This is a genomic window from Streptomyces sp. NPDC000348 (assembly GCF_042898795.1).
In the GTDB taxonomy this organism is placed as follows: domain Bacteria; phylum Actinomycetota; class Actinomycetes; order Streptomycetales; family Streptomycetaceae; genus Streptomyces.
Genome location: NZ_JBIAZD010000001.1, coordinates 59,313 through 81,356 on the forward strand (window position 1 = coordinate 59,313; position 22,044 = coordinate 81,356).

General features: G+C 70.3%; 20 protein-coding genes. All 20 read right to left on the reverse strand.

Annotated elements, in window-relative coordinates; translation table 11 throughout:
- Nucleotides 1-82 precede the first annotated feature (82 nt).
- A complete protein-coding gene (gene atpD, locus ACFY3N_RS00300; RefSeq protein ID WP_386018774.1) occupies nucleotides 83-1,519 on the reverse strand; it encodes a F0F1 ATP synthase subunit beta in 1,437 nt (478 codons plus the stop codon).
- Entirely contained in the window at nucleotides 1,519-2,436 is a 918-nt protein-coding gene (locus ACFY3N_RS00305; RefSeq protein ID WP_390814412.1) for a F0F1 ATP synthase subunit gamma, read from the reverse strand. The genes atpD and ACFY3N_RS00305 overlap by 1 nt, the downstream gene beginning before the upstream one ends.
- A gap of 21 nt (nucleotides 2,437-2,457) precedes the next feature.
- Entirely contained in the window at nucleotides 2,458-4,047 is a 1,590-nt protein-coding gene (gene atpA, locus ACFY3N_RS00310; RefSeq protein WP_390814413.1) for a F0F1 ATP synthase subunit alpha, read from the reverse strand.
- Nucleotides 4,048-4,184: 137 nt separating this feature from the next.
- Nucleotides 4,185-5,000 carry a F0F1 ATP synthase subunit delta gene (locus tag ACFY3N_RS00315; RefSeq protein ID WP_390814414.1) on the reverse strand — a complete coding sequence of 272 codons (816 nt, stop codon included), beginning with the start codon at nucleotides 4,998-5,000 and terminating at the stop codon, nucleotides 4,185-4,187.
- Nucleotides 4,997-5,545, reverse strand: a complete 549-nt coding sequence (locus ACFY3N_RS00320; protein WP_390814415.1) for a F0F1 ATP synthase subunit B — start codon at nucleotides 5,543-5,545, stop codon at nucleotides 4,997-4,999. Before ACFY3N_RS00320 ends, ACFY3N_RS00315 begins: the two co-directional genes overlap by 4 nt.
- Before the next feature lie 41 nt (nucleotides 5,546-5,586).
- Nucleotides 5,587-5,823, reverse strand: coding sequence for an ATP synthase F0 subunit C (atpE, locus tag ACFY3N_RS00325; protein WP_159535807.1), 237 nt, complete (start codon nucleotides 5,821-5,823; stop codon nucleotides 5,587-5,589).
- Between the two features lie 78 nt (nucleotides 5,824-5,901).
- Nucleotides 5,902-6,672 (reverse strand): F0F1 ATP synthase subunit A, encoded by a 771-nt coding sequence (gene atpB, locus ACFY3N_RS00330; RefSeq protein WP_390815010.1) that lies wholly within the window; start codon nucleotides 6,670-6,672, stop codon nucleotides 5,902-5,904.
- A gap of 273 nt (nucleotides 6,673-6,945) precedes the next feature.
- Nucleotides 6,946-7,383, reverse strand: coding sequence for a hypothetical protein (locus ACFY3N_RS00335; protein ID WP_390814416.1), 438 nt, complete (start codon nucleotides 7,381-7,383; stop codon nucleotides 6,946-6,948).
- Between the two features lie 311 nt (nucleotides 7,384-7,694).
- A complete protein-coding gene (locus ACFY3N_RS00340) occupies nucleotides 7,695-9,023 on the reverse strand; it encodes an MraY family glycosyltransferase (RefSeq protein WP_390814417.1) in 1,329 nt (442 codons plus the stop codon).
- Between the two features lie 137 nt (nucleotides 9,024-9,160).
- Nucleotides 9,161-10,399 carry a serine hydroxymethyltransferase gene (gene glyA / locus ACFY3N_RS00345; RefSeq protein WP_390814418.1) on the reverse strand — a complete coding sequence of 413 codons (1,239 nt, stop codon included), beginning with the start codon at nucleotides 10,397-10,399 and terminating at the stop codon, nucleotides 9,161-9,163.
- Between the two features lie 229 nt (nucleotides 10,400-10,628).
- Nucleotides 10,629-11,306 (reverse strand): protein-tyrosine-phosphatase, encoded by a 678-nt coding sequence (locus ACFY3N_RS00350; RefSeq protein WP_390814419.1) that lies wholly within the window; start codon nucleotides 11,304-11,306, stop codon nucleotides 10,629-10,631.
- Nucleotides 11,303-11,950, reverse strand: coding sequence for an L-threonylcarbamoyladenylate synthase (locus tag ACFY3N_RS00355; RefSeq protein WP_390814420.1), 648 nt, complete (start codon nucleotides 11,948-11,950; stop codon nucleotides 11,303-11,305). The genes ACFY3N_RS00350 and ACFY3N_RS00355 overlap by 4 nt, the downstream gene beginning before the upstream one ends.
- Before the next feature lie 53 nt (nucleotides 11,951-12,003).
- Entirely contained in the window at nucleotides 12,004-12,849 is an 846-nt protein-coding gene (gene prmC / locus ACFY3N_RS00360; protein WP_361745018.1) for a peptide chain release factor N(5)-glutamine methyltransferase, read from the reverse strand.
- 27 nt (nucleotides 12,850-12,876) lie between these two features.
- On the reverse strand, nucleotides 12,877-13,944 hold the full coding sequence (prfA, locus tag ACFY3N_RS00365; protein WP_390815011.1) for a peptide chain release factor 1: 1,068 nt from the start codon (nucleotides 13,942-13,944) through the stop codon (nucleotides 12,877-12,879).
- A 229-nt stretch (nucleotides 13,945-14,173) separates the two neighbouring features.
- The gene (gene rpmE, locus ACFY3N_RS00370; RefSeq protein ID WP_161291551.1) at nucleotides 14,174-14,395 is read right to left on the reverse strand and encodes a 50S ribosomal protein L31; all 222 of its coding nucleotides are present in this window, start codon (nucleotides 14,393-14,395) and stop codon (nucleotides 14,174-14,176) included.
- A 195-nt stretch (nucleotides 14,396-14,590) separates the two neighbouring features.
- Entirely contained in the window at nucleotides 14,591-15,691 is a 1,101-nt protein-coding gene (locus ACFY3N_RS00375; RefSeq protein WP_390814421.1) for an LCP family protein, read from the reverse strand.
- Nucleotides 15,692-15,931: 240 nt separating this feature from the next.
- Nucleotides 15,932-18,013 (reverse strand): transcription termination factor Rho, encoded by a 2,082-nt coding sequence (rho, locus tag ACFY3N_RS00380; RefSeq protein ID WP_390814422.1) that lies wholly within the window; start codon nucleotides 18,011-18,013, stop codon nucleotides 15,932-15,934.
- 402 nt (nucleotides 18,014-18,415) lie between these two features.
- Nucleotides 18,416-19,333 (reverse strand): homoserine kinase, encoded by a 918-nt coding sequence (gene thrB, locus ACFY3N_RS00385; RefSeq protein WP_390814423.1) that lies wholly within the window; start codon nucleotides 19,331-19,333, stop codon nucleotides 18,416-18,418.
- A gap of 350 nt (nucleotides 19,334-19,683) precedes the next feature.
- Nucleotides 19,684-20,742 carry a threonine synthase gene (thrC, locus tag ACFY3N_RS00390; protein WP_390814424.1) on the reverse strand — a complete coding sequence of 353 codons (1,059 nt, stop codon included), beginning with the start codon at nucleotides 20,740-20,742 and terminating at the stop codon, nucleotides 19,684-19,686.
- A gap of 6 nt (nucleotides 20,743-20,748) precedes the next feature.
- Nucleotides 20,749-22,041, reverse strand: a complete 1,293-nt coding sequence (locus ACFY3N_RS00395; RefSeq protein WP_390814425.1) for a homoserine dehydrogenase — start codon at nucleotides 22,039-22,041, stop codon at nucleotides 20,749-20,751.
- Nucleotides 22,042-22,044: the final 3 nt, after the last annotated feature.

Consider the following 22,044-nt stretch of genomic DNA (forward strand, 5'->3'; position numbering starts at 1 on the left):
GTCTAAGGGGCGTGGCTGAGGGGACGGGACGCACCCGCCCCCTCAGGTGTGAACCCTCAGGGGTTCACGGTGAGCCTGATGCTCAGGAGACGCCCAGCTCCTTCGCGTTCTTCTTCAGGTCCTCGATGCCACCGCACATGAAGAACGCCTGCTCCGGGAAGTGGTCGTACTCACCGTCGCAGATCGCGTTGAACGCGGCGATCGACTCGTCCAGCGGCACGTCCGAACCGTCCACGCCGGTGAACTGCTTGGCGACATGGGTGTTCTGGGACAGGAAGCGCTCCACGCGACGGGCACGGTGGACGACGAGCTTGTCCTCCTCGCCGAGCTCGTCGATACCGAGGATCGCGATGATGTCCTGCAGGTCCTTGTACTTCTGCAGGATGTTCTTCACGCGCATGGCCGCGTTGTAGTGGTCCTGCGCGATGTAGCGCGGGTCCAGGATCCGGGACGTGGAGTCCAGCGGGTCCACGGCCGGGTAGATGCCCTTCTCCGAGATCGGACGGGAGAGCACCGTCGTCGCGTCGAGGTGGGCGAAGGTGGTGGCCGGCGCCGGGTCGGTCAGGTCGTCCGCGGGGACGTAGATCGCCTGCATCGAGGTGATCGAGTGACCGCGGGTCGAGGTGATGCGCTCCTGGAGGAGACCCATCTCGTCGGCCAGGTTCGGCTGGTAGCCCACCGCGGAGGGCATGCGGCCGAGCAGGGTCGACACCTCGGAACCGGCCTGGGTGAAGCGGAAGATGTTGTCGATGAAGAACAGCACGTCCTGCTTCTGCACATCGCGGAAGTACTCCGCCATGGTCAGACCGGCCAGCGCCACGCGCAGACGGGTGCCCGGGGGCTCGTCCATCTGGCCGAAGACCAGCGCGGTCTTGTCGATGACGCCCGACTCGCTCATCTCGTCGATGAGGTCGTTGCCCTCACGGGTGCGCTCACCGACACCGGCGAAGACCGACACACCGTCGTGGTTGTTGGCGACGCGGTAGATCATCTCCTGGATGAGCACCGTCTTGCCGACGCCGGCACCGCCGAACAGACCGATCTTTCCACCCTTGACGTACGGGGTGAGGAGGTCGATGACCTTGACGCCGGTCTCGAACATCTCGGTCTTCGACTCGAGCTCGTCGAAGTTGGGCGCCTTGCGGTGGATCGGCCAGCGCTCACCCGTGTACTGCTCGTCGACGTTCAGCACCTCACCGAGGGTGTTGAACACCTTGCCGGTGGTGAAGTCGCCGACCGGCACCGAGATGGCGGAGCCCGTGTCGGTCACCGGGGCCTGGCGGACCAGACCGTCGGTGGGCTGCATGGAGATGGTGCGGACCAGGCCGTCACCCAGGTGCTGGGCGACCTCCAGGGTCAGCGTCTTGAGCTCACCCTCCTTGGCCGGGTCGGCGACCTGGACGTGGAGGGCGTTGTAGATGTCCGGCATCGCGTCGACGGGGAACTCCACGTCGACGACCGGGCCGATGACCCGGGCGACGCGGCCCGTGGCCGTCGCGGTCTCAACAGTGGTGGTCATTAGCTGTCACTCCCCGCGGTCGCGTCGGCCAGAGCGCTGGCGCCACCGACGATCTCGCTGATTTCCTGGGTGATTTCGGCCTGGCGGGCCGCGTTGGCAAGACGGGAGAGCGTGTTGATCAGCTCGCCCGCGTTGTCGGTGGCCGACTTCATCGCGCGCCGCGTGGCGGCGTGCTTCGAAGCGGCCGACTGGAGCAGCGCGTTGTAGATCCGGCTCTCGACGTACCGCGGCAGCAGGGCGTCGAGGACGTCCTCCGCCGAGGGCTCGAAGTCGTACAGCGGCAGGATCTCGCCCTTGGTGGACGTCTCCTCGGCGACCTCTTCGAGGCGCAGCGGAAGCATCCGGGAGTCGACCGCCGTCTGCGTCATCATCGACACGAACTCGGTGTAGACGATGTGGAGCTCGTCCACGCCGCCGTCCGCCGTCTCCGTCTGGAGCGCCTCGATGAGCGGGGCCGCGACCTTCTTGGCGTCCGCGTACGAGGGCTCGTCTGTGAAGCCCGTGAACGTCTCCGCGATCGTGCGCTCGCGGAAGTTGTAGTGGGCGACACCGCGCCGGCCGACGATGTAGGTGACGACCTGCTTGCCCTCGCGCTCCAGGCGCTCGGTCAGCTGCTCCGCCGCCTTGATGGCGTTGGAGTTGAAGGCGCCGGCCAGACCGCGGTCGCTCGTGAGGAGCAGGACCGCGGCACGGGTCGGGTTCTCCGCCTCCGTGGTGAGCGGATGCTTGGTGTTCGACCCGGTTCCGACCGCCGTGACCGCGCGGGTGAGCTCCCGCGCGTACGGCGTGGAGGCCGCCACCTTGCGCTGCGCCTTGACGACGCGCGAGGCGGCGATCATCTCCATCGCCTTGGTGATCTTCTTGGTCGCGGTGACGGATCGGATGCGACGCTTGTAGACCCGGAGCTGGGCTCCCATGAGTCAGGTCCCTTCCTTACGTCACTTGGCGGCGGACGGGGCGTCCTCGCCGAGCAGCTTGCCGTCGCTCGTCTCGAACTGCTTCTTGAAGGCCGTGATCGCCTCGGCCACGGCCTGCAGGGTGTCGTCGGACATCTTGCCGCCCTCGCGGATGGAGGTCATGAGGCCCTGCTCCTGGCGGTGCAGGTACTCGAGGAGCTCCTTCTCGAAGCGGCGGATGTCGGCGACCGGCACCTCGTCCATCTTGCCGGTGGTACCGGCCCAGACGGAGACGACCTGGTCCTCGGTGGACATCGGCTGGTACTGGTCCTGCTTCAGCAGCTCGACCATGCGCTGACCGCGCTCCAGCTGCGCCTTGGACGCGGCGTCCAGGTCGGAACCGAAGGCGGCGAACGCCTCCAGCTCACGGAACTGGGCGAGGTCCACGCGCAGACGGCCGGAGACCTGCTTCATCGCCTTGTGCTGCGCGGAACCGCCGACTCGGGAGACGGAGATACCGACGTTCAGCGCGGGGCGCTGACCGGCGTTGAACAGGTCCGACTCCAGGAAGCACTGGCCGTCGGTGATGGAGATGACGTTGGTCGGGATGAACGCCGACACGTCGTTGGCCTTGGTCTCGACGATCGGCAGACCGGTCATCGAGCCCGCGCCCATGTCGTCGGAGAGCTTGGCGCAGCGCTCCAGCAGACGGGAGTGCAGGTAGAAGACGTCACCCGGGTAGGCCTCGCGGCCCGGCGGGCGGCGCAGCAGCAGGGACACGGCGCGGTAGGCGTCGGCCTGCTTCGACAGGTCGTCGAAGATGATCAGGACGTGCTTGCCCTCGTACATCCACTGCTGGCCGATGGCCGAACCGGTGTACGGCGCCAGGTACTTGAAGCCGGCCGGGTCGGACGCCGGGGCGGCGACGATGGTCGTGTACTCCAGTGCGCCGTTCTCCTCCAGCGCGCGGCGGACCGACGCGATGGTGGAGCCCTTCTGGCCGATGGCGACGTAGATGCAGCGGACCTGCTTCTTCGGGTCGCCGGTGCGCCAGTTGTCACGCTGGTTGATGATCGTGTCGACGGCCAGGGCGGTCTTGCCGGTCTGACGGTCACCGATGATCAGCTGGCGCTGACCACGGCCGATCGGGGTCATGGCGTCGACGGCCTTGTAGCCCGTCTCCATCGGCTCGTGCACCGACTTGCGCTGCATGACCGTGGGGGCCTGCAGTTCGAGGGCGCGACGGCCCTCGGTCTCGATCTCGCCGAGGCCGTCGATCGGGTTGCCGAGCGGGTCGACCACGCGGCCGAGGTAGCCCTCGCCGACGGCGACGGACAGCACCTCGCCGGTACGGGTGACCGGCTGGCCCTCCTCGATACCGCTGAACTCACCGAGGACGATGGCACCGATCTCGCGCTCCTCGAGGTTGAGGGCGAGGCCGAGGGTGCCGTCCTCGAACTTCAGCAGCTCGTTGGCCATGGCCGAGGGAAGGCCCTCGACCTTGGCGATGCCGTCGCCGGCAAGGGTGACCGTACCGACCTCCTCGCGCGAGGCCGCGTCCGGCTTGTACGACTGGACGAAGTTCTCCAGCGCGTCCCGGATCTCCTCCGGCCGGATCGTGAGCTCCGCCATCTGAGTTCCCTGCTCTCCTTGTTGGGCCCGAAGTTTCACTTGGGGGGTATGGGGACTCCCCCCGATACGAGGTGAATCCTCTGCACGGCCCAACCAGGGCCGTAATTACTGCGTACTGCTATGAAGAAATGTGCTGCTCAGCCGGCCAGCCGACGGCTGGCGTCCTCGAGCCGGTCCGCGAGGGAGCCGTTGATGACCTCGTCACCGACCTGCACCCGGATCCCGCCGAGGACCTGGGGGTCGACGTCGAGGTTGAGGTGCATCCGGCGGCCGTAGAGCTTCGCGAGGGCGTCGCCCAGGCGCTGCTTCTGCCGGTCGCTCAGCGGCACCGCGGAGGTGACGACGGCCACCATGCGGTCGCGGCGGTCGGCGGCGAGCTTGGACAGGGACTCCAGTCCCGACTCCAGGCTACGTCCACGCGGCGCGGTCACAAGACGCGTGACCAGACGCCCGGTGGCCGCGTTCGCCCGGCCGCCCAGCAGGCTGCGCAGCAGCTCGCCCTTGGCGGAGGCGGTGGCGCTCCGGTTGGTCAGCGCGGCACGCAGCTCCGTGTTGGAGGAGACGATCCGGCCGAACCGGAACAGCTCGTCCTCGACGTCGTCGAGCGCGCCGGACCGCTGGGCGACGGTGAGGTCGGCCACGGCGGCCAGCTCCTCCAGCGCGTCCACCAGGTCGCGCGACTGCGACCAGCGGGAACGCACCATGCCGGAGACGAGGTCCGCGGTCGGACCGCCGACCTGCGAGCCGAGCAGGCGCCGGGCCAGGTCGGCCTTGGCCTCACCGGCCTGCGCCGGGTCGGTGAGGACCCGACGCAGCGACACCTCGCGGTCGAGCAGCGCGGTGACGGCGGCCAGCTCGTCGGCGAGCACGGCCGCGTCCACGGACGTGGAGTCCGTCAGCGCGTCGAGACGCTCACGTGCGGCTGCCAGGGCCTCGCGGCTCGCTCCGTTCATCGCGCGGCCTCGGCCTTCTGGTCGAGCTCGTCGAGGAAGCGGTCGATCACGCGGCTCTGCCGGGCGTGGTCCTCGAGGGACTCGCCGACGAGCTTGCCGGCCAGGTCGGTGGCGAGCTTGCCGACGTCCTGACGGAGCGCGGACGCGGCGACCTTGCGGTCGGCCTCGATCTGCGCGTGTCCGGCGGCGACGATCTCCTCGCGCTGGCGCTGGCCCTCGGCCCGCATCTCGGCGATGAGCGCGGCACCCTGCTCCTGCGCCTCCTGGCGCAGACGCGCGGCCTCGTGCCGGGCCTCGGCGAGCTGAGCCTTGTACTGCTCAAGGACGCTCTGGGCCTCGACCTTCATGGCCTCGGCCTCTTCGATACCGCCTTCGATCGCCGTGCGGCGCTCCTCCAGAACCTTGTTGATGTTCGGGAGCAGCTTCTTCCAGAAGAAGAAGAACACGATGGCGAAGGCGATGGTGCCGACGAGCAGCTCGGGGCCCGGAGGCAGGAGCGGGTTCTGCTCCTCCTCGGCCGCCAGCTGTACCAGGTTGGCGATCACATCAGTGCCTTTCGTCGAAACGTGTCGGTGAGTAAGGGCTCTTACTGGCCGAACACGAACGGCATAACGATGCCGATGAGGGCGAGCGCCTCACAGAAGGCGAAGCCGAGGATCTGGTTGGCGCGGATCAGACCGGCCGCCTCGGGCTGACGGGCGAGGGCCTGGGTGCCGTTGCCGAAGATGATGCCGATGCCGATACCAGGGCCGATGGCGGCGAGGCCGTAACCGATGGAGCCGAGGGAGCCGGAGACAGCGGCGAGGGTCTCAGTGGCAGCCATGCTGGATCTTCCTTCTCTTTACATGGACCGGTGGGGGTTGGCCACCGGACGACTGGAGGTGCGGGGTGGTGGGACGGCTCAGTGGTGCTCGGCGAGAGCGCCCTGAACGTAGGAACAGGCCAGCAGTACGAAGACGTACGCCTGGACGGCCTGGACGAAGAGCTCGAAGAGGATCATGACGACGGTCATGAGGAACGAGACGCCCGCCGCCGGGATCATGTAGCTGTTCAGCAGGTACCAGCTGGCGACGGTGAACATCACGAGCAGCAGGTGGCCGGCGAACATGTTGGCGAAGAGTCGGACCGCGTGGGTGAAGGGCCGCACGAGGACGTTCGAGAAGAACTCGATGACCACGACGAGCGGCAGCACCGGGCCGAGCGACTTGTCGTAACCGGTCAGGTTCTTGAACCCGCCCGCGAAGCCGTGCTTCTTGAACGTGAGCCCGAGCCACACCACGTAGACGATCGCGGCGAGCACCGCCGGGAACGCGATGATCGAGGAGACCGGGAACTGGGCCAGCGGGATCACGGACCAGATGTTCATGATCCAGATGAAGAAGAACAGCGAGACCATGAGGGGGACGTACTTCTCGCCCTCCTTCTTGCCCAGGGTCTCGTAGACGATGCCGCGGCGGACGAAGTCGTAGCCGGCCTCACCGACCATCTGCAGCTTGCCCGGCACCACCTTGGCCTTGCCGAAGGCGGCGTAGAAGAAGCCGATGACGAGGACGGTGGTGATGAGCGCGAGCAGCATCACCTTGTTGAACTCGAACCCGCCGACGGTGGCGATCGGCTTGAAGAGGAACGAGTGCAGGCCCGGAGCCGGAAAACCACACCCGTTGTCGGACATGATCCGACAGCTCCAGTCAAAGGCGAGCTGGGTCTGGTCAGCACTCACCACGGGCTCCTTCGGCGTGACGCATAGGTACGGCAACCTCGTTGTGTCGGCGCGGCACAGGTCCGCGGGTCGGCACCGGACAGGTGTTACGGATGTGGGGGCGGCTGAGGGGCATCGAGCCTCGCGATCGCTCAGGCGTCAGCTCGGATGCCCGCGCCCGCGATGCCGCAGTTGGCACCGGACGATAGCAGGAGTTCTCACCGGTCTTTATCGCGCCCCTACCCGTCACGACGACGGCCCCGTCTTCTCGGACTTGTCGCTCTTCGCGGAGTCCGGATCGACGTAGAAGAGCTTGGCCTTCATGTGCGCACGGGCCTGCGCGGCCATCCACACGAGCGTCGCCACGACGAGCGAGATCGCGAACGTCTTCGGATCGAAGAGCGAGGTGTCCTTGAAGATCGCGACGAAGATCATGAGCAGCAGGAGCTGTGCGACGTAGAGCATCAGCCCCATGGCCTGGAACAGCTGCGGGAGCGATTTCGCCGTCCACTGCAGGACGTACAGGCCGATCCCCATGAACAGGATGGCGAGCACGACCCCCACGGCCGCGCCGAGGGCACCCTTGCCGCCGGCCACCGCAGCGCTGACGGCGACGGCGACCGCACCGGCAGCCGCTGTGGGCACAGCGCACTGCAGAAGGTTCCGGGCGTCATGGGACGGCATGGCGGCAACTCCGCTTTTCGCAGGGGGCAGGGTGTCGTCATGGACGAGCGTAGACCCCCGGGCCGAGTGAGAATTCCTCGCGCCGGTGAGCCGTCGCACTACGGCTCCTTGGCTCTCTCCGGGGTTCTCGTGAACGGTATCACAAACTATTTGATGCAGTCTTTACCTGCTTGGTGTGCTCGCCGTCACACATGAGAGTGAATCTGCGCGTCTGAGCGAGAACCCGGCCTCTTTGTCTGATATTGAGGCGTTTCTCACCCCAACAGGTAACCATCGGGGCACCACGACTTGGCAATGCTCTAGTCGGATTCTTACCTTGACCGTGATCGGTCGGCCAGGCGTGCGCGGGGGCCGACGGCGGTCGCGCCGTTGACGCCGGAGACGCCCGCGGCGACCGGGGCGCGGCGCTCGTCGTCGGCCCCGGGATCCGCCGGGGCCGACGCGTCCTCGGCGGCGGCCGGGGTCACCCGGCGGCGACGGCGGTAGCGCGGCGGCACGAAGGCCTCCGCCCAGCGCGGGGTGCGCGGGGTGAAGCGGGGCAGCAGCAGCAGGACGAGGCCGAGCGTGGAGAGGATGACGACGCTCAGCACGATCCACATCGACGCCGAGTTCACGGAGTAGGTCAGCGCGCCGAAGGCGATCAGCGCCGACCAGAAGTACATGATCAGCACCGCCCGGCTGTGCGAGTGGCCGATCTCCAGCAGCCGGTGGTGCAGATGCCCCCGGTCCGCCGCGAACGGCGACTGGCCGCGCCAGGTGCGCCGCACGATCGCCAGGATCAGGTCGGCGGCCGGCACCGCGATGATGGTCAGCGGCAGCAGCAGCGGGATGTAGACCGGCACCGTCTGGTGCACGGCCTCCTTCTCCGAACCGGCGAACAGCTTCAGCGCGTCCGGGTCGACCTGCCCGGTGACGGAGATCGCGCCGGCGGCCAGCACCAGGCCGATGAGCATCGATCCCGAGTCGCCCATGAAGATCCGCGCCGGGTGCATGTTGTGCGGCAGGAAGCCCAGGCACATGCCCATCAGGATCGCCGAGAACAGCGTCGCCGGGGCGGCCGCCTCGATGCCGTACGAGTACCAGATGCGGTAGGCGTACAGGAAGAACGCCGCCGCCGCGATGCACACCATGCCGGCCGCGAGACCGTCCAGGCCGTCCACGAAGTTGACCGCGTTGATGGTGATGACGACCAGCGCCACCGTGAGCAGCGTGCCCTGCCACTGGGTGAGCGCCACCGAGCCGACGCCCGGGATCGGCAGCCACAGGATCGTCAGACCCTGCATGACCATCACACCCGCGGCGATCATCTGGCCGCCCAGCTTGATCAGCGCGTCGATCTCGAACTTGTCGTCCAGCACACCGATCAGCCAGATCAGCGCCGCCCCGGAGAGCAGCGCCCGCGGCTCGTTGGACTTCTCGAAGAGCTGGTTGAGGTTGGTGAGGTGGTCCGCGACGAGCAGGCCCGCGCACAGGCCGAAGAACATGGCGATACCGCCGAGCCTCGGAGTGGGTTCGCGGTGCACGTCACGTGCCCGGATCTCCGGCATCGCCCCGGCCACGATCGCGAACTTCCGTACCGGCCCTGTCAGCAGGTACGTCACCGCGGCCGTGATGCAGAGCGTCAGCAGGTATTCACGCACGGGCTTCCCCACAGGTCTCGCTGGCCATCACAGCCCCACACCCTAGCGAGGCACGCATACGGGTGAGGACTTCCGGGTGGCGACGATGGTTGCACGCGTGACTGTGCGTCCGTCGCGCCACCCCGGAACCCGGCCGCTCAGCGGGGGTACGGCGGGAACGCCGCGGCCAGTTCCCGTACGTCCTCCCGGGCCCGCGCGGGCTCGGTGCCGCCCCGCAGGACGCTCGCCAGGAGCCCCGCGACGAACGTCATCTCCCGCGCTCCCATGCCCTGCGTGGTCACCGCCGCGGTGCCCAGACGCAGCCCGCGGCCGTCGTCGTGCGGAAGCGCGCAGCAGTCCAGGACGAGCCCGGCCGCCGCGAGCCGGCCGCGCGCGGTGCGTCCGTCGACGCCGAGCGGCGCCGGGTCGGCGGTGATCAGGTGGGTGTCCGTGCCGCCGGTGGTGACGGCCAGCCCCTCGGCGGCCAGCGCGGCGGCCAGGGTCCGCGCGTTGGCGACCACCCGGTGCGCGTACGCGGCGAACGCCGGTTTCGCCGCCTCCCCGAACGCGACGGCCTTGGCCGCGACGCTGTTCATCTGGGCACCGCCCTGGGTGAAGGGGAAGACGGCACGGTCGACCCGCTCGGCCAGCTCGCCGCCGCACAGGATCATCCCGCCGCGCGGCCCCCGCAGCACCTTGTGCGTCGTCGCGCACACGATGTCCGCGTACGGCACCGGACTGGGCGCCACTCCCCCGGCGACCAGGCCGATGGGGTGCGCGGCGTCCACGACGAGGTAGGCGCCGACCTCGTCGGCGACCTCGCGGAAGAAGGCGTGGTCGAGGTGGCGCGGATAGGAGATGGAGCCGCAGACGATCGCCTTGGGGCGGTGGCTGCGGGCCAGGGCGCGGACCTGGTCGTGGTCGACGAGCCCGCTCTCCGCGTCCACGCCGTAGCCGACGAAGTCGAACCAGCGGCCGGAGAAGTTGGCGGGCGAACCGTGGGTGAGATGACCGCCGTAGGGCAGGCCGAGGGCGAGGACGGTGTCGCCGGGGCGCAGCAGGACGGCGTACGCGGCGAGCACGGCGGACGAGCCGGAGTGCGCCTGCACGTTGGCGTGCTCGGCGCCGAACAGCGTCGTGGCCCGCTCCACGGCGAGGCGCTCGGCGACGTCGGCGACCTCGCAGCCGCCGTGGTACCGGTTGCCGGGGTATCCCTCGGCGTACTTGTTGGCCAGCGGTGAGCCGAGGGCGGCCAGCACGGCCGGCGACATGAAGTTCTCGGCGGCGTTCAGCTGGAGCGTGCTCGACTGCCGCTCACGCTCCGCGAGCAGCACATCGGCGAGCTCGGGGTCCTGCCGCCGCACCACATCACTCTCAAGGGCATGCCCGACCGTCATAACGCCCAATGTAGGCCGCACCCCCGGAAAACGCCCCCGCTGCCGCACCCGCCCCACCGCCGCTGTGGACAGCCGCCCCGCCTCGCCGCGGGCAGTCGTTTCGCCTCGCTGTGGGCAGTCGTTCCGCAGGGCGATGGGGGTACCTCCCATGCCTTTCGGGCAATGGGGGAGGGCGGGCACAGCGGAACCACGCCGGAGGCCCTGCAAATCCACCCCGGCAGCCGGACGCCTACGCCCGAGCGGCCACCCCGGTCAACGCCGTCACCACAGGATCCAGCGCCTCGAATATCTCGTCCCCGATGGACTGGAAGAACGTCAACGGCGCCCCGTACGGGTCGTACACCTCATCCGCCTCGGCGGTCGGCGCCAGCAGCCACCCGCGTAGAGCCGCGGCAGCCCGCACCAGCGCCCGGGCCCGCATGACCAGCCCCTCGTCCAGGGGCGGCAGGGTCGCCGGGTCGATGGCGTTGACCAGGCGGGTGAACTCCTTGAGCGTGAACGTCCGCAGCCCCGCCGAGTGCCCCATGGAGATGACCTGCGCCCGGTGGTCCCGGGTGGCCGTCAGCACCAGATCCGCCCGGATCACGTGCTCGTCCAGCAGCTCACGCCCCACGAACCCCGACGCGTCCGCCCCGAACTCCGCCAGCACGGTCTCCGCGTGGGCCTCCATCGGCGCGCCCTCGTGCCCCCAGGTGCCCGCGCTCTCCACGATCAGCCCGCCGCCCAGGATCCCCAGCCGCTGGCTCACGAAATGCCGGGTCAGCCGCTCGGTGATGGGCGAGCGGCACACGTTTCCGGTACTGACGTGGAGGATGCGGAAGGTGTCGCGCGGAAAACCGAAGGTCGTCGTGATCTCCGCACTGGATTCCCCGTTGCCTATGCCACGCCCCGACTCAGGGGCCGTCAATTCGCCACCTCGAGGTCGGGTACCACCTTGCGCAGCTCCTCCGGCGGGATCGCGCCCTCGCGCAGCAGCAGGGGAACGGGCCCGGTGACGTCGACGATCGAGGAGGGCACGTTGCCGGGGGTCGGACCGCCGTCCAGGTACACGGAGACGGAGTCGCCGAGCATCTCCTGCGCGGCGTCGCAGTTCTCCGGCGCCGGGTGGCCGGTCAGGTTCGCCGAGGACACGGCCATGGGCCCGACCTCGGTGAGCAGCTCGATGGCGACCGGGTGCAGCGGCATCCGCACGGCGACCGTGCCCCGGGTGTCCCCGAGGTCCCACTGGAGCGACGGCTGGTGCTTGGCGACCAGGGTCAGCGCGCCCGGCCAGAACGCGTCGACCAGTTCCCAGGCCATCTCGGAGAAGTCGGTGACCAGGCCGTGCAGGGTGTTCGGGGAGCCGATGAGGACGGGCGTGGGCATGTTGCGGCCCCGGCCCTTGGCCTCCAGCAGATCGGCGACGGCCTCCGAGGTGAACGCGTCGGCGCCGATCCCGTACACGGTGTCCGTGGGCAGCACCACGAGCTCGCCCCGGCGGACGGCGGAGGCGGCCTCGCGCAGACCGGTCGCGCGGTCGGTCGCGTCGTTGGTGTCGTATCGGCGAGCCATCTAGCGGGCCTCCTCGTACGGGTGCTGCTGGGGGGATGAAGTATGCGGGACGCTCACGGCAGCGCCTTGCGGGCGGTGGCGAACCGGGGGCGGTTGTTCAGGTCGGGGTGGTCGGCCGCGTCGGTCCAGCCGCGGTCCTCGGCGAAGATCCACGGCACCTGTCCGCCCTGGGTGTCGGCGTGCTCCACGACGACCACCCCGCCGGGCCGCAGCAGCCGGTGCGCGGTGCGCTCCAGGCCGCGGATCAGGTCGAGTCCGTCCTCACCGGAGAACAGGGCCAGGTCGGGATCGTAGTCGCGGGCCTCCGGGGCGACGTACTCCCACTCGGTGAGCGGGATGTACGGCGGATTGGAGACGACCAGGTCGACCTGGCCGTCGAGGTCCGGGAAGGCCGTCAGGGCGTCTCCCTGGCGCAGCTCGACCCGTGACCCCTCCATGTTCTTGCGGGTCCACGTCAGGGCGTCCTCGGACAGCTCCACGGCGTACACGCGCGAGCGCGGCACCTCCTGGGCCAGCGCCAGCGCGATGGCGCCCGAGCCGGTGCACAGGTCGACGATGCACGGCTCGACGACGTCCATGGCGCGGACGGCGTCTATCGCCCAGCCGACCACCGACTCGGTCTCGGGGCGCGGCACGAACACCCCCGGCCCCACCTGGAGCTCCAGGTAGCGGAAGTACGCGCGCCCGGTGATGTGCTGGAGCGGCTCGCGGGCCTCGCGGCGGGCGATGACCTCCCAGTACCGGGCGTCGAAGTCGGAGTCCTTCACGTGGTGCAGCTCGCCGCGCTTGACGCCGTGCACGAACGCGGCGAGCTCCTCCGCGTCGGTGCGCGGCGAGGGCACACCGGCGTCGGCGAGCCGCTGGGTGGCCTGGGCCACCTCGGCGAGCAGCAGGTTCACGACGGTCCTCCGGGCTGTCTACGGGATTTACGCGGCGGCGAGCTTGGCGGCCGAGTCCGCGTCGACGCAGGCCTGGATCACCGCGGCGAGGTCGCCGTCCAGGACCTGGTCCAGGTTGTACGCCTTGAAGCCGACGCGGTGGTCCGAGATGCGGTTCTCCGGGAAGTTGTACGTACGGATCTTCTCGGAGCGGTCGACGGTGCGGACCTGGCTGCGACGGGCGTCGGCGGCCTCCCGCTCCGCCTCCTCCTGCGCCGCCGCGAGGAGCCTGGAGCGCAGGATACGCAGTGCCTGCTCCTTGTTCTGCAGCTGGCTCTTCTCGTTCTGGCAGGAGGCGACGACTCCGGTCGGGATGTGCGTGATGCGCACGGCGGAGTCGGTGGTGTTGACGGACTGCCCGCCCGGACCGGAGGACCGGTAGACGTCGATGCGCAGGTCGTTGGGGTTGATCTCGACGTCGACCTCCTCCGCCTCGGGGGTCACCAGGACACCCGCCGCGGAGGTGTGGATGCGGCCCTGCGACTCGGTGGCCGGCACGCGCTGCACGCGGTGCACGCCGCCCTCGTACTTCAGCCGGGCCCACACGCCCTGGCCGGGCTCGGTCTGCCCGCGGGCCTTCACGGCCACCTGGACGTCCTTGTAGCCGCCCAGCTCGGACTCGGTGGCGTCGATGATCTCGGTCTTCCAGCCGACGCGCTCGGCGTAGCGCAGGTACATGCGCAGCAGGTCGCCGGCGAACAGGGCGGACTCGTCGCCGCCCGCGCCCGCCTTGATCTCCAGGATGACGTCCTTGTCGTCGCTGGGGTCGCGCGGGACCAGCAGCAGGCGGAGCTTCTCGGTGAGCTCCTCGCGCTGCCGCTCCAGGTCCTTGACCTCGGCGGCGAAGTCGGGGTCGTCGGCGGCCAGTTCGCGCGCGGTCTCGATGTCGTCGCCCGTCTGCCTCCAGGAGCGGTACGTGGCGACGATCGGGGTGAGCTCGGCGTAGCGCTTGTTCAGCTTGCGCGCGTTGGCCTGGTCGGCGTGGACCGACGGATCGGCGAGCTTCTTCTCCAGGTCGGCGTGCTCGGCGACGAGTTCCTCGACTGCCTCGAACATCATGGGCTCCTGCTGGTACGGGGTGAAGGGCGGACGACCAAAAACGCCGGTCCCGGCCCGCCCCCCTTCATCTGCGCAGTTCGCCTCCGGAGTGCTCAAGTCGGTGTCGAGAACACGATCGTGCTCAGCCCTTCGGGCCTCCGCGCGCTCGCGCCCTCGACACCGACGCACTCCTTCGGCTCACTCGCGTGAGCGGGGACGCGGCCGTGGACCGGCGGTATGGGGCTCGCTACTTCTTGGAGCCGGCGGCCTTGCCGAAGCGGGCCTCGAAGCGGGCCACACGGCCACCGGTGTCGAGGATCTTCTGCTTGCCCGTGTAGAACGGGTGGCACTCGGAGCAGACCTCGGCGCGGATGGCGCCGCTCTCGATCGTGCTGCGGGTGGTGAACGACGCGCCGCAGGTGCAGCTGACCTGCGTCTCGACGTACTCGGGGTGGATGTCGCGCTTCAAGGTGTCTCCTAGGTTCGGGAGGGCGCCGGGTCGCATCCGCGGGGTGCGGGAGCGTGAACCGGGGCCGACTGACCAGTCTGCCAGGACTGGCGCCATCCCCCAAAACCGGGGGCTCGCGTCGTGTATTCCCCGCGGGCCGGTGAGGGCTTGCCGCGCCCACGCGGCGGAGCCGCATGTCGATACGGACCCGCGCCCCTACCCGGCGTCGGCCCCGCCCTTCGTTCCCCCGGTGGCCGTGCCTCCGGTGGCCGACTCCGGGATCGGCTCGTCGTTCTTCAGCGCGTCCCAGACCTGCCGGGCCCGGGTCTCCTCCACCAGGACCCGGTTGCCGTTCGACGGGTCGTACCGGACCGGCATGGTGATCATGCGCAGGCCGGCGGGGGTGATGTTCCTCAGGCCGGAGGCGAAGGACATCAGGGCGTTGACCGAGCCCAGGCCGGAGTCGGTGGTGACGGCCTTGGTGGCGGTGTCGGCGAGGCCGTACAGCTTCCTGGGGTCGGTGAGGACGCCGACCTCGCCGATCCGCCGCACCAGGGCCTTGACGAACGCCTGCTGGAGCCGGATGCGGCCGAGGTCGGAGCCGTCGCCGACGCCGTGCCGGGTGCGTACCAGGCCGAGGGCCTGTTCGCCGTCGAGCCGGTGGGTGCCGGCCGCCAGCTCCAGATGGCTGTCGGGGTCGTCGATGTCCTCGCCGGTGGTGACCTCGACGCCGCCGAGTTCGTCGACGAGCTTCCGGAAGCCGGTGAAGTCGACCTCCAGGTAGTGGTCCATGCGCAGATCGGTGAGCGACTCGACGGTCTTCACCGCGCAGGCCGCCCCGCCCGTGGCGTAGGCGGAGTTGAACATCACGCCGCTCGCCGCGGGGTGGGCGCCGCCGTCGGTGCCGGTGCACGCGGGGCGGTCGACGAGGGTGTCGCGCGGGAGGGAGACCACGCTCGCCCTCTCGTGGCCCCGGTGGACGTGCACGATCATCGCGGTGTCGGAACGGGCGCTTCCGTCGTCGGCGCCGCCGCCGAGCGCCTCGTTGCCGCCGGAGCGGGTGTCGGAGCCGAGGACGAGGATGTTCTCGGAGCCGTTGCCGGCCTTCTCGGGCCGGTCGGTGCCGAGGGCCCGGTCGATGTCGACGCTCTCGATGTTGCCGTTGAGCCTGGCGTACAGGTATCCGGCGCCGGCGCCGCCGAGGACGACGATGCCGGCGGCGGTCCAGGCCGCGGCCCTCAGGCCCCGGTGCCGCTTGTCGCGCGGTGTCCGCCGGCGCCCCTCGCCCCGGTGGCCCGGTGTGCTCTCGGCAGCCATGTGCTCCTCGGCTCGTCCTCGGTCGGTTCGTCCTCGGTCGGTCGTCCTAGGTCGGTCGTCTCCCGCACTCGGTGTCGGGCCCGGCCTTCACGGCCGTACGCCCTCCATCGTCCCGCCGTCGGGGCGGACGGGGAAACGCGGGACGGGTGCGCACGGCGAGCCGGGCCGGTGTGCGAGGGGTTCCGCACGCGAAAGGGCCGCTCCCCTGCGGGAGCGGCCCTTTCGGTGGAAGGCGCGGCGTCAGTCGCCGTTGCCCGGCGTCGTCTTCTGGATCTGCATCAGGAACTCGGCGTTCGACTTGGTCTGCTTCATCTTGTCGAGGAGCAGCTCGATCGCCTGCTGCTGGTCGAGCGCGTGCAGCACCCGGCGCAGCTTCCAGACGACGGCCAGTTCCTCGTTGCCGAGCAGGATCTCCTCCTTGCGGGTACCGGACGCGTCGACGTCCACCGCGGGGAAGATGCGCTTGTCGGCGAGCTTCCGGTCGAGCTTGAGCTCCATGTTGCCGGTGCCCTTGAACTCCTCGAAGATCACCTCGTCCATGCGGGACCCGGTGTCCACCAGGGCGGTGGCGAGGATGGTCAGCGAACCGCCGTCCTCGATGTTGCGGGCCGCACCGAAGAAGCGCTTCGGCGGGTACAGGGCGGTCGAGTCGACACCACCGGACAGGATGCGGCCGGAGGCCGGGGCGGCGAGGTTGTACGCGCGGCCCAGGCGGGTGATCGAGTCGAGCAGCACGACGACGTCGTGCCCCAGCTCCACCAGGCGCTTGGCGCGCTCGATGGCGAGCTCGGCGACCGTGGTGTGGTCCTCGGCCGGGCGGTCGAAGGTCGAGGAGATGACCTCGCCCTTGACCGACCGCTGCATGTCGGTGACCTCTTCCGGACGCTCGTCGACCAGGACGACCATCAGGTGGCACTCGGGGTTGTTGTGGGTGATCGCGTTGGCGATCGCCTGCATGATCATGGTCTTGCCGGTCTTCGGCGGGGCCACGATCAGACCGCGCTGGCCCTTGCCGATCGGCGACACGAGGTCGATGATCCGCGTGGTGAGCACGCCCGGGTCCGTCTCCAGGCGGAGGCGGTCCTGCGGGTACAGCGGGGTGAGCTTGTTGAACTCCGGGCGGCCGCGGCCGTGTTCGGGCGCCATGCCGTTGACGGAGTCCAGGCGGACCAGCGCGTTGAACTTCTCGCGGCGCTCGCCCTCCTTGGGCTGGCGCACGGCGCCGGTGACGTGGTCGCCCTTGCGCAGGCCGTTCTTGCGGACCTGGGCGAGGGAGACGTACACGTCGTTCGGGCCGGGCAGGTAGCCGGAGGTCCGGATGAACGCGTAGTTGTCGAGGATGTCGAGGATGCCGGCGACCGGGATCAGGACGTCGTCGTCGGTGAGCTGCGGCTCGGAGGCCATCTCGTCGCGGCCACGACGGCCACGGCGGTCGCGGTAGCGCCCGCGACGGCCACGGCGGCCGCCCTCGAAGTCGTCGTCGTCGTGCTGACGGTCCTGCCGGCCGCCGGCCTGCTGGCTCTGCTGACGGCCCTGGCCGCCCTGGCCCTGCTGCTGGTCGTCGCCCTTGCCGCGGCGGTCACCACGGTCACCGCGCTCACCGCGGTCGCCGCGCTCACCGCGGTCGCCACGCTCACCGCGGTCGCCACGCTCACCGCGGTCGCCACGCTCGCCGCGGTCGCGACCGCGCTCGCGGCGGTCGCGGCGGCGGCCCTCGCCGCCGTCCTGGTCGGCCTTGGCGTCGCCCTGCTGCTGGGCCGGGGTCTCGGCCTTGGGCTCGGCCTTCGCCTCGGCGGCGACCGTCTCGGTCGCGGCGGCGGCCGGGGCGCCCGCCTCGGCGGTGGCGCGACGGCGGCGGCGCTCGGCGGGAGCGGCCTCCTCGGCCTGCTCGGGCTGGCCGGAGGCCTTCGGGGAGGGCTGGCCCGGGATCTCGATCTGCTGCTGGGCCGCGGCCTTCTCGGCGGGGGCCTGCTCGGCCTTGGCGTCGGCCTTCTTCTCCGCGGCCTCACCCGTACGGGTCCGGGAGGTGGCGCGGCGCTTGGGCTTGGTCTCGGCGGCGGCCTCGGCCTTGGCCGGGGCGGCGCCTCCGGCGGCCTGCGCCTCCTTGATGACCTCGATCAGCTGGCTCTTGCGCATGCGCGCGGTGCCCCTGATGCCGAGGCCGGATGCGACCTGCTGCAGCTCGGCCAGCACCATGCCCTCGAGGCCGGTACCGCGGCGCCGCCGGGAGCCGGCACCGGAGGCAGGCGCGGAGGCGTCCGTGGCGGGCGCGGCAGCGGTCTCCTCGACACGTGCGCCCATCAGATCGGTGGTGTCGCTCACGAAGGGTCCTTCCCTGGAGCGGACGTCGGCCTGTCTGGCTCGGCGACCGGTTGTGCTGTCCGGCATCGGTCCTTGCTGTGTGAACCGTGCCGGGGCGGTTGTCCGCCTGAGCGGCGGAAGAAATATCTGGTGATGGCGCTTCCCCGAGCCGTGGCACCCAGTGTCACGTGGCGTGGTCGCACCGGTTCCGGAGTACGCCCGGCAGGCCGTTCAATGTCCGCGCACGACGTACTGCCCGCGTACGTGGTGGAGGACACAGTGTGGCTTGGGGGACTCCCGGAAGAATGTCTGTCCCGGACGGGGACACGAGGCACCTCGCCATGGTGGGGTCGGGTGCAGACTTGAGGTTAACACTACCGGATCCAACAAACATTCCCCCTCTCGAAATCCGGCAACCGTGTGTCAGGTGGCGAGCGGAAGGACGCTCGCGCCCCGCACGTCGAGACCGAGCCGATTGGCGGCCCAGTCGGTGCCGGCCAGTGCTTCGACCTTGTCGGCGGTGTCCGCGTCGGCCAGTGCCATGACCGTGGGTCCGGCGCCGGAGATCACCGCGGGGATCCCGTCCCCCCGCAGCCGCTCCACCAGGGCGGCGCTCTCGGGCATGGCCGGGGCGCGGTACTCCTGGTGCAGTCGGTCCTCGGTGGCGGGCAGCAGCAGCTCGGGGCGCCTGGTCAGGGCCTCGACGAGCAGGGCCGCCCGGCCCGCGTTGGCGGCGGCGTCGACGTGCGGCACGGTGCGCGGGAGCAGGCCGCGCGCGGTCTCGGTGAGGACCGGCTTACCGGGCACGAAAACCACCGGAACGATGGAATCGGCGGGCTCCATCCTGATCGCCCGGGCCGCGCCGCCCTCCATCCAGGACAGGGTGAAGCCGCCCAGCAGACAGGCCGCGACGTTGTCGGGGTGGCCCTCGATCTCGGTGGCGAGTTCGAGGAGCGCGGTGTCGTCGAGCCTGGCCTCGCCGCCTATGGTCACGGCGCGGGCGGCGACGATGCCGGCGCAGATGGCGGCGGAGGAGGAGCCCAGGCCGCGGCCGTGCGGGATGCGGTTGGCGCAGACGATCTCCAGACCGCGCGGCTGTCCGCCGAGCAGGTCGAAGGCGGTGCGCAGGGAGCGTACGAGCAGGTGGCTCTCGTCGCGCGGGAGGGTCTGGCCGCCCTCACCGGCGATGTCGATGTGCAGCCCGGAGTCGGCCACCCGGACGACCACGTCGTCGTAGAGACCCAGCGCGAGGCCGAGGGCGTCGAAGCCCGGGCCGAGGTTGGCGCTGGTGGCGGGGACGCGCACCCGGACGGCGGCGGCGCGGAACGCGGGACCGGCCATCGCTCGAAGACTCTCCTTGAGCTGCGTGACTGTCGAATGACATTCGATGGACATTCGAGGACGTACGGAACCCCCTGGGATCGCCGCCGGCCGGGTGGCCGGCCGCTCTCCGGGCCGCTCCGGGCCGCTTTCCGGACCACGGAGACGCCGCGGTACCGCGGCATATGCGGCGGGCGGGTTCGGTACAGCCTATCGAAGGAAGGTTCAGTGGCGACATAGGGCGCACAGGAGGCGCACGATGCGTGTCGCAAGCCCCCTGTGCCCCCCGTGGAGAACCTTCCCAGGTGGGCGCGCCCTTACGCCGGTCCTGCGGGCGCGAGCGGCGGCCGCGGTCGCGGCCGCCGCTCGCGTCAGACGAGGCCGAGCCGCTCGGCGGCGGTCGCGGCGTCCACCGGGACGGTGACCGGCTGCGGGGCGCCGGCGACGGCCCAGTCCGGGTCCTTCAGACCGTTGCCGGTGACGGTGCACACGATCTTCTGCCCCGGGTCGACCTTGCCCTGCTCGGCGGCCTTCAGCAGACCGGCGACCGACGCGGCGGACGCGGGCTCGACGAAGACGCCCTCCTGCGAGGCCAACAGCCGGTAGGCGCGCAGGATCTCACGGTCCGTCACCTCGTCGATGGCGCCGCCGGACTCGTCCCGCGCGGCGAGCGCGAAGTCCCAGGAGGCGGGGTTGCCGATGCGGATGGCGGTGGCGATGGTCGACGGGTCCTTGACGACCTCGCCGCGCACGATCGGCGCGCTGCCGGAGGCCTGGAAGCCCCACATCCGCGGCGTCCTGGTGCTGATCCCGTCGGCGGCGTACTCCTTGTACCCCTTCCAGTACGCGGTGATGTTGCCCGCGTTGCCCACCGGCAGCACATGGATGTCGGGCGCGTCGCCCAGCATGTCCACGATCTCGAAGGCGGCGGTCTTCTGCCCCTCGATACGCACCGGATTGACCGAATTGACCAGTGCCACCGGGTAGTTGTCGCTCAGCGCGCGGGCCAGCGTGAGGCAGTCGTCGAAGTTGCCGTCGACCTGGAGGATCTTCGCCCCGTGGACCAGCGCCTGGCCCATCTTGCCGAGCGCGATCTTGCCCTGCGGCACGAGCACGGCGGAGACCATGCCCGCGCGCACGCCGTACGCGGCGGCGGAGGCGGAGGTGTTCCCGGTGGAGGCGCAGATGACCGCCTTGGCCCCCTCCTCCTTCGCCTTGGAGATGGCCATGGTCATGCCCCGGTCCTTGAAGGACCCGGTCGGGTTCGCGCCCTCGACCTTGAGGTGCACCTCGCAGCCCGTGCGCTCGGAGAGCACCTGCGCGGGCACGAGCGGCGTGCCGCCCTCGCGGAGCGTCACGACCGGCGTGGTGTCGGATACCGGCAGCCGGTCCCGGTACTCCTCGATGATTCCGCGCCACTGGTGGGTCATTGCTGGTTACTCTCCTTCAACCCGCATGATGCTGGCGACACCGCGCACGGTGTCGAGCTTGCGCAACGCCTCGACGGTCCCGCCGAGGGCCGCGTCGGACGCACGGTGGGTGACGACGACGAGGGAGGCCTCACCGTCCTTGCCCTGCTGGCGAACCGTGTCGATCGAGACACCGTGCTCCGCGAACACGGTCGCGACCTGGGCGAGAACGCCCGGTTTGTCGGCCACGTCGAGGCTGATGTGGTAGCGCGTGACGACCTCGCCCATCGGCGAGACGGGCAGCGCGGCGTACGCGGACTCGCCGGGTCCCGTCGTCCCGCCGACCCGGTTGCGCCCCACGGCGACCAGGTCCCCGAGCACGGCGGAGGCGGTCGGCGCGCCGCCCGCGCCCGGCCCGTAGAACATCAGCTGGCCGGAGGCGTCCGACTCGACGAACACGGCGTTGTAGGCGCCGCGCACGGAGGCGAGCGGGTGGCTGAGCGGGATCATCGCCGGGTGCACCCGCGCGGTGACCGACGCGCCGTCCTCGGCCCGCTCGCAGATGGCGAGCAGCTTGATGGTGCAGCCCATCTCCCTGGCGGAGGCGAAGTCGGCCGCGGTGACCTCGGTCATGCCCTCGCGGTGGACGTCGTCGAGACGCACCCGCGTGTGGAAGGCGATCCCGGCGAGGATGGCGGCCTTGGCGGCGGCGTCGAAGCCCTCGACGTCGGCGGTGGGGTCGGCCTCGGCGTACCCGAGCGCGGTGGCCTCGTCCAGGGCCTCCTGGTAGCCGGCGCCGGTGGAGTCCATCTTGTCGAGGATGAAGTTGGTCGTGCCGTTGACGATGCCGAGCACCCGGTTGACCTTGTCCCCGGCGAGCGACTCGCGCAGCGGGCGGATCAGCGGGATGGCGCCGGCGACGGCGGCCTCGTAGTAGAGGTCCTTGCCGTGCTCCTCGGCGGCGGCGTGCAGCGCGGCGCCGTCCTGGGCGAGCAGCGCCTTGTTCGCGGAGACGACGGAGGCGCCGTGCTCGAAGGCGGTGGTGATGAGCGTACGGGCGGGCTCGATCCCGCCGATGACCTCCACGACGATGTCGAGGTCGCCGCGCTTGACGAGTGCGGTGGCGTCGGTGGTGACCAGGGCCGGGTCGATGCCCTCGCGCACCTTGTCCGGCCGCCGCACGGCCACGCCCGCCAGCTCCACCGGGGCCCCGATACGGGCGGCGAGGTCGTCGGCGTGCGTCGTCATGATGCGCGCCACCTCTGAGCCGACCACTCCACAGCCCAGCAGCGCCACCTTCAGCGGACGCGTACGCATCATCCG